Raw genomic sequence first — 7,608 nt, 5'->3', positions numbered from 1 at the left:
CAGGCAGCCTGTCAAGGTATTCGAAGAGTACCGTCAGGCGGCATAGGCGAGTGTCGCACTTCGAAGTTGAATTCGCGCATGACCAAGACGACAAACACCAGGATCCCCAGGGCAATGTAGTCAAGTACCATCGATTTCTCCCGTCTGAGTCGCTAACAATGCTTCGATTGTCGAGTCGAGGCTTCGGCAATAATGACAGCATATGCCGTCGGTGCAAGTCTGCAATCGGAGAGTTGGTGTGGCGGTACAGGCATGGTTCATCGGTTGCTCATTTAACACACAAAATTGATTTGGTTAGATAAAATCAAACAGCAATGGATGCCCGGGCAAGGTGAGAGGTGAACCTGATGAACGAATGGTGCAGTGGCAAAGGATGGCGGCTTGGCCTGTTGCTGATCTGCCTGTTGTGGTCCCGCCTCGGCTGGACCGCCGAACCCAGAATGGAGCCCAATGAGCAGGAGCGGGCACAGACCCTGGTCCTGCTTCATGAACCCATCGTCATGCTGACGGCTAAATATGGCAACCTGGATGGGGCGGCCAGGGTACGGCTGGCCCATGAGCGAGTTCAGCGGATGGAGCCAAGCGACCTCATGACGCCTGTGGCCGTGACGAAAGGCAGCCGACACGGCCAGGAGAGCCGGGAGTTTCTGGTCAATGGCAAGCGCATTCTGGTGCTGCTGGAAGGGGACCTTGATGAATTCGACGAGCTGACCCTGGATCAGGCGGCCGAACGCGTCCTGCATCGGCTCGACGGCGTGCGCATCAAGTATCTCGAGCTGCACTCGACCCCCTATTTGCTCAGAGCCGTCGGCTTGGCGGTGGTGGTCAGCCTGATCTTCTTCGGTCTCATCTGGCTGTTGCAGCGGGGGCATCGGCGAGTCAGAAAGTGGCTGGCCAACCGCCTGTTGCTGCAGAAGGGGCTGGTCCCCCACTCCTGGCGCCAGGTCACCGGGAATGTCGAGGTCCGCTTGCTCGGCCTCATCACGCTGCTGCTCATCTTCATGCTCACCTATGGCTGGCTGACCTATGTGCTCGGCCTGTTCCCCCAGACCCGGGCCTGGAGCTATCAGCTTGGGGAATCCCTGTTTGCCCTGTGTGGCGACATGCTGGAGGGCATGATTGCCGCCATGCCCGGTCTGGTAACCGTGCTGCTTATCGTGGTCATCACCCGTTTCTTCATCAAGATGCTGGCCATCCTCTTCGACCGCATCGAGTGTGGCCAGTTTCGGGTGCAGGGTTTGCACGCCGAGACCATAGGCGCCACCCGGCGACTGCTGTCAGTGGTGATCTGGCTGTTTGCCCTGACCGTGGCCTACCCCTATCTGCCGGGGGCGGATTCCGATGCCTTCAAGGGGATCAGCGTCTTCTTCGGTCTGATGGTGACACTGGGATCGGCCGGTATCATGAACCATGCCATGAGCGGCCTGGTGCTCATCTACTCCCGCGCACTGCGGCCAGGGGATCTGGTGCAGATCGGCGAAGTGGAGGGGATGGTGAGCGAGCTCAACGCCCTCTCGACCAAGCTGGTGACGCGCCAGGATCACGAGGTCACTCTGCCCAATGCGGTGGTGGTGGGGGGCAAGGTGGTGAACCTGACAAGGCTGGCGGGCGAGAAGGGGGTGGCCCTGCTGACCAAGGTGACCATCGGTTATGACACCCCCTGGCGTCAGGTACATGCCATGCTGGAGCTGGCCGCGCGGCGCTGCACCCGGCTCAATCAGGATGAAGCTCCCCTGGTGCGGCAGTTGCATCTGCAGGATTGGTATGTGGAGTACGAGTTGCAGGTGAGGATGAAGGCAAGCGAACTCCCTGCGGTGGTCAAGACGGAGCTCCATGGCCATATTCAGGATGTCTTCAACGAGTTCGGGGTGCAGATCATGTCCCCCAACTTCATTGCCCAGCCGGAACAGGCTGTGCTGGTGGCCAGGGAGCAGTGGTATCAGGCGCCGGCCCGGGCGCCCGATTCCGCCGAGCCCCCCGCCAGAGAGTGACCACAAAAAGCAGAGGCCCGGCAGCAATGCCGGGCCTCTTGTCATGAAGAGAAGCTGATGCCTCAGCTCTCCTTGGCCTCTCTCAGTTGGGAGGGCCTGAATTTTACCAGGAAGGCGAGGGTGATGAGGGCGGTGCTCACCAGACCGATGATGGTGGAAACATTCATCTCGAGGCCGAAACCGATGGGGGCGTTGGCCAGGTAGGTGATGACCACTGCGGTCATGAAGATGGCGGGAATGGTGCATACCCAGTGCAGCTTGCCTTCCTTGATGAGGTAGGCGGCCGCAGCCCACAGCATGATGACGGCGGTGGTCTGGTTGGCCCAGCCGAAGTAGCGCCAGATCACCCCGAACTCTGCCTTGGAGATGATGAAGCCAAGGATGAACATGGGGATGGCGATGAGCAGACGCTTGGCCATGGGCTTCTGGGTCAGGTTCAGGAAGTCCGCCACGATGAGGCGGGCGCTGCGAAACGCGGTGTCACCGGAGGTGATGGGCAGGATCACCACGCCGAGGATCGCCAGGATGCCGCCCACGGTACCGAGCAGGCTGGTGGAGACTTCGTGCACCACGGCAGAGGGGCCGCCGCTGGCCAGGGTGGCGTTGAGTGCCTCGGTGCTGTCGTAGAAGGAGAGACCCAGGGTGCACCAGATGAGGGCGATGATGCCTTCCCCTATCATGGCGCCGTAGAAGATGAAGCGACCGGAGCTCTCGTTCTGCATGCAGCGCGCCATCAGCGGGGACTGGGTGGCGTGGAAACCGGAGACGGCACCACAGGCGATGGTGATGAACAGCAGCGGCCAGAGCGGCAGGTCCGTCGGGTGCAGGTTGGAGAAGTCCATCCCGGTGTTGTAGAAGCCCTTGCCGGAGACGATGAGGCCGATGATGAGGCCGACCGACATGAACACCAGCAGCGCGCCGAAGATGGGGTAGAAGCGGCCGATGATCTTGTCGATGGGGACGATGGTCGCGAGGATGTAGTAGGCGAAGATGGCCGCAATCCAGTAGACCAGGTCGGTGGAGGTGAGGTTGGCGAGCAGGCCCGCCGGGCTCAGGACGAAGACCACGCCCACCAGCATCAGGAGCACCACGGCAAAGAGGTTCATGAAGTGCTTGGCGGCGGTGCCGAGGTGCTCACCGACTACGGTCGGCACCGAGGCGCCCCTGGCGCGTACCGACAGCATGCCGGAGAAGTAGTCGTGGACCGCACCGGCGAAGATGCAGCCAAAGACGATCCAGAGCATGGCGACCGGACCATAGAGGGCACCCAGGATGGGGCCGAAGATGGGGCCGACGCCGGCGATGTTGAGCAGTTGAACCAGGTAGACCTTCTTGTCCGACATGGGGACATAGTCCACCCCGTCCGCCATGGTGATGGCGGGGGTCTTCAACTCGGGTTTGGGCCCGAATATCCGTTCGATGAATTTGCCGTATATGAAGTAGCCGGCTACAAGTAAGCCGACACAGAGGAAGAACCAGATCATTGCTACGCTCCTGCTTTGTTATTTTTTGGTGTGCGCAGCCAGTGTAGGGGGGGACTTCTGTTAACGGCAGGTGAAAGGGGGTGAGCGGCGACATGGCGACCCGAGCGGTTGTCCGCTGTGATCCGGAGCACATCGCGCCCCGCTTTATTCCAGTCCCAGCTCGTCTTTTAGCTCCTTGAGGTAGCGGCGGCTGACCGGTACCCGGGCCCCGCTCGGGGTCACGATCTCCGCCAGCTGATTATCCAGCAAACGGATTTCGAAGATGGCGGCCGGGGCCACCAGATACTGGCGGTGACAGCGCAGCAGCGGGGTCTTCTCCTCGAGGGACTTGAGGGTGAGCTGGGTGTGAAACAGCTCGCCCTGGCAGGCGACATGGACGCCGCCGAGATCGGAGAAGGCGTACTCCACCTGGGAGGTTGGGAGCAGCCGCACCCGGTTGTGCAGGTATCCGGGGATATGGTGGATGGTCGGGGCCAGGGTCCCGACCGGTTGCGGGGTGATGTCCTGCCTGAGCCGCGCCAGGGTCTTGGCGAGGCGCGCCGGCTCCACCGGCTTGAGCAGGTAGTCGAAGGCGTTCTCCTCGAAGGCCTGGATGGCGTAGTCGTCGAACGCGGTGACAAAGACGATGCGGGGCAGGGGATCGAGCATGGCCACCAGCTCCATGCCGCTGAGCTTGGGCATCTGGATATCGAGAAACACCACATCCGGCTTGAGTTGCTGGATGAGGCCGAGCGCCTCGATGGCGTTGCCCGCCATGCCCAGGATCTCGATGTCGGGATCGCTGGCCAGCAGCTCTGCCAGCTCTTCGCGGGCATAGGGCTCGTCATCGACGATCAGGGTGCGGATCATGTCATCTCCTTGGCGGTGGTGCGGGGTTGTCGTGGGAGTGTCAGGGAGACCCGGGTCCATTGCTCCGGCTCCCACTGGACGTCAATGCCATAGCGCTCGCCAAAGGCGCTCTTGAGGCGCTTGTCCACCAGGCTCATCCCCAGACCATCCCCCTGGCCGGATGGCTGCCAGGCCCCGGCGTTGTCTTCGACGCAAAGGGTGATCGCCTCGGGGGTTTCCCTCGCGAAGAGGCGAAGTCGCCCCTCTCCCAGCAGGGAGCAGATGCCGTGCTTGATGGCATTCTCGATGAGGGGCTGCAGGGTGAAGCTCGGCAGTTGCACCTCGGCAAGGTGGGGCGGGATCTCGTTGATGACGGTGAGCCGCTCGCCAAAGCGGGCCTGCTCTATCTCCAGGTAGGAGAGGCAGTGCTCCTGCTCCTCACGCAGCGTGGTCAGGCCGCTCTGGCGCTTGAGGTTGTTGCGAAAGAAGCGGGAGAGGTGCAGCAGCAGCTCCCGTGCCCGTCCCGGATCGCGGCGGGTAATGGCGCTGATGGTGTTGAGGGTGTTGAACAGGAAGTGGGGGTTTATCTGTGCCTGTACCAGCTTGAGCTCGGATTGCACCAGCAGGCGCTGCTGCTGCTCCAGGCGGCCTGCCAGCAGCTGCTGGGACAACAGGTTGGCGATCCCTTCTCCCAGGGTGTGATTGATCTTGAGGAAGAGCCGCTTCTTGGGCTCATAGAGTTTGATGGTGCCGATCACCCCCTCGTCACCCTGCAGGGGGATCACCAGCACGGAGCCGAGCTGGCACTGGGGGGAGATGCTGCAACGATAGGGCTGGCTGTTGCCATCTGCGAACAGCACCTTGTTCTGGGCGATGGCTTGCAGGGTGATCGCCGAGGTGATGGGGGTGCCCGGCTTGTGGTGATCTTCCCCGGTGCCGATGAAGGCGAGGATTTTGTCGGTGTCCGTGATGGCGACGGCGCCGACGCCGGTCTCTTCCTGAACGATATGGGCTATCTTGCCGCTGGCCTCCGGAGTGAACCCCTGGCTCATGATGCCGACGGTACGGTTGGCGATGGTGAGCGCCTTGGCGGAGAAGACCCGGGAGAACTTTTCGTACATCCGCTGCTGGTCGCGGATCATGCTGATGAAGAGCGCCGCCCCGCAGGAGTTGGCGAGGATCATGGGGGTGGCGATGGTGCGCACCAGCAGCAGGGACTTGTCGAAGGGGGTGGCGACCAGCAGGATGATCACCATCTGCATGATCTCGGCCACGAAGGTGGTAAAGAAGGCGACCCTGGGTGCAAAGAGGTCATTGACCCTGCCTGCCCGCATCAGCTGCCAGTGCACCAGCCCCCCCAACAGCCCCTCGCAGGTGGTGGAGATGGCGCAGGCGAGATCGGTGAACCCCCCCAGAGTATAGCGGTGCAGGCCGCCGGTCAGCCCCACCAGGAATCCCACCAGGGGGCCGCCCAGCAGTCCCCCCAGTACGGCACCGACCGCCCGGGTGTTGGCGATGGCGTCATCGATGTCGAGGCCCACATAGGTTCCCAGGATGCAAAAGCAGGAGAAGATGACATAGATGAGCACCTTGTGGGGCAGCCTGACGGAGTAGTTGGCCAGGGGACGCAACAGGGGGCTTTTGGAAAAAAGGTAGGCGATGACCAGGCTGACGCTCATCTGCTGGAGCAGAGAGAGGACTAGTTGCATAAAAAAGCTTCCTCAAACACCACGCCGGAGCCGGGCGTTGTCATGACGCAGGGTGAGCCTGAGCCCGTCTTGATGCGGGCTGCGGGCTGAACGCTGCGGCAGTTTGCCAGAATGGAAAAATAAAACCATATAAAATCAGCACGTTAAATTGATATTTGTGTAATCGATGCCCGCTTGATATTGTTGATGCGAGCATGAAGGTATCCACCGGATACGCCACACGGAGGTGGCATGCTCCGCCCGGCCATCGGCTGGGCGTTTTTTATCCAGCTCCAATGGTGGACGATTTCGAGGGGACCTGAGCAATTATTCAGGTTTGTCCAATGAGTTATCCCCAGCTTCTGGGGATAACTCAGAAGGCGAAATAGTAACAGACCCGCCGACCCAGACCGAAAAAAGCGCGTTGTGCGTCGTCCAGCTCTTCCTGTCTGAGGGTGGCGACGATGCTTCGCGCATCTTCCCGCAGATCGATCATGGCCACTCCTTCCGGCCGCTGCCCCTTGAGGTAGGGCAGCACCTTGGGTCTGAGGGGCATGCTGGGCTCGGTGGAGAGCACCAGGGCCAGGGCATCGTCATCCAGGCGCACCAGGGAACCCGGTGGATAGACCCCCAGCACCTTTATCAGCAACCTGACCTGGGTTTGCTCGAACTTCTTCTGGGAGAGCTTGTAGAGCTGGCCGATCACCTGGCTGGGCCCCGGCGGGTTGAGGCCGCTGCGCGGGTGAAGCAGCTCGTCATAGTGATCCACCAGCCCGATGAGGCGGGCGAGGGGGGGGATCTTGTCGCCCTTGATCCCGAGGGGAAAACCGCTGCCATCGAGGCGTTCGTGATGCAGGTAGGCGACCTCACGGATCCTGGGTTCGAAAGCCTGCAACTGGTTGAGCATCACCAGTCCGTACTGGGGGTGCATGTTGAGGAAATTCTGCTCCGCCTTGCTGAGCTCCCCCCGCTTCTGGATGATCTGGCTCGGGATCCTGAGCTCGCCGATGTCGTGGATCAGGCCCGCCAGACCGGTCTCCTCGATCTCGACGGGATTCATGCCAAGCTCCCGTGCCACCAGCATGGCGATGAAGGCCACGCTCAGGCTGTGTTGCAGCAGGGTATCCGTGTTCTGGCTGCGGATGAGGTGCAGACCGAGCGGCCCCTGGTGTTCTGCCAGACGGGCGGCGGTGCTGCGCACTATCTGCGCAGTATTGGCCAGGCCTTCGTCCGGTTTGAGGTTGAGGGCGCCAAGGGCGTCGCGAAGATCTGACAGGGATTGACCGAACGCCTTGTCCGCGATGCGAAGGGAGCGCCTGAACGCCTTTTCGTCGAAGGTGGGGCCCTCAGAAGAGGGGGCGGTATCCCCGGTGTCGCTCATCTCAAGAGAGGGAACGGGTTCGGCCCGCAGCAGGGGCTCTACCGGCAGATCGCTCTTGTCGGGATCCACCATCAGCAGGGTCAGGTCGAGGTGGCGGATGATGTCGAGCTGCTGCTGGTCCTTGATTTTGAAGGCGTTGAACATGAAAGGGTGGCTCGTCCATCCCGTGGGAAGATGGATGTAGTGGCCGACTCTCAACTGCTCGATGGAGGCCTGTATCAGCGCCATGGACTAGC

At 61.5% G+C, this 7,608-nt stretch carries 5 protein-coding genes; 1 reads left to right on the top strand and 4 read right to left on the bottom strand.

Going from position 1 to position 7,608, the window contains the following annotated elements; all coding sequences use genetic code 11:
* Positions 1-347 precede the first annotated feature (347 nt).
* On the top strand, positions 348-1,991 hold the full coding sequence (locus PG892_RS11045) for a mechanosensitive ion channel family protein (protein WP_124813303.1): 1,644 nt from the start codon (positions 348-350) through the stop codon (positions 1,989-1,991).
* Positions 1,992-2,053: 62 nt separating this feature from the next.
* Here the strand turns inward: PG892_RS11045 and PG892_RS11040 are convergent, their stop codons facing one another.
* From PG892_RS11040 to PG892_RS11025, 4 genes are all read right to left on the bottom strand, one after another.
* On the bottom strand, positions 2,054-3,475 hold the full coding sequence (locus tag PG892_RS11040; RefSeq protein ID WP_143237399.1) for a carbon starvation CstA family protein: 1,422 nt from the start codon (positions 3,473-3,475) through the stop codon (positions 2,054-2,056).
* A gap of 144 nt (positions 3,476-3,619) precedes the next feature.
* Complete coding sequence (gene btsR / locus PG892_RS11035; protein WP_151027625.1) at positions 3,620-4,324, bottom strand: two-component system response regulator BtsR; 705 nt, start codon at positions 4,322-4,324, stop codon at positions 3,620-3,622.
* Positions 4,321-6,012: a sensor histidine kinase gene (locus tag PG892_RS11030; RefSeq protein ID WP_124813301.1), complete on the bottom strand. Its 1,692-nt coding sequence runs from the start codon at positions 6,010-6,012 to the stop codon at positions 4,321-4,323. The genes btsR and PG892_RS11030 overlap by 4 nt, the downstream gene beginning before the upstream one ends.
* Positions 6,013-6,364: 352 nt before the next feature.
* Positions 6,365-7,600 (bottom strand): HD-GYP domain-containing protein, encoded by a 1,236-nt coding sequence (locus PG892_RS11025; protein WP_041212839.1) that lies wholly within the window; start codon positions 7,598-7,600, stop codon positions 6,365-6,367.
* Positions 7,601-7,608 lie beyond the last annotated feature (8 nt).

The sequence above is a fragment of the Aeromonas sp. QDB68 genome (genome assembly GCF_027707405.1).
Lineage (GTDB): Bacteria > Pseudomonadota > Gammaproteobacteria > Enterobacterales > Aeromonadaceae > Aeromonas > Aeromonas caviae.
Note: the sequence above shows the minus strand (reverse complement) of the source record. Positions and strands in the feature narration are given on the sequence as shown.

Excerpts from the sequence above, each read along its gene's own strand:
- PG892_RS11045 (WP_124813303.1), top strand. The coding sequence starts at position 348 with ATGAACGAATGGTGCAGTGGCAAAGGATGGCGGCTTGGCCTGTTGCTG.
- PG892_RS11040 (WP_143237399.1), bottom strand. The coding sequence starts at position 3,475 with ATGATCTGGTTCTTCCTCTGTGTCGGCTTACTTGTAGCCGGCTACTTC.
- btsR (WP_151027625.1), bottom strand. The coding sequence starts at position 4,324 with ATGATCCGCACCCTGATCGTCGATGACGAGCCCTATGCCCGCGAAGAG.
- PG892_RS11030 (WP_124813301.1), bottom strand. The coding sequence starts at position 6,012 with ATGCAACTAGTCCTCTCTCTGCTCCAGCAGATGAGCGTCAGCCTGGTC.
- PG892_RS11025 (WP_041212839.1), bottom strand. The coding sequence starts at position 7,600 with ATGGCGCTGATACAGGCCTCCATCGAGCAGTTGAGAGTCGGCCACTAC.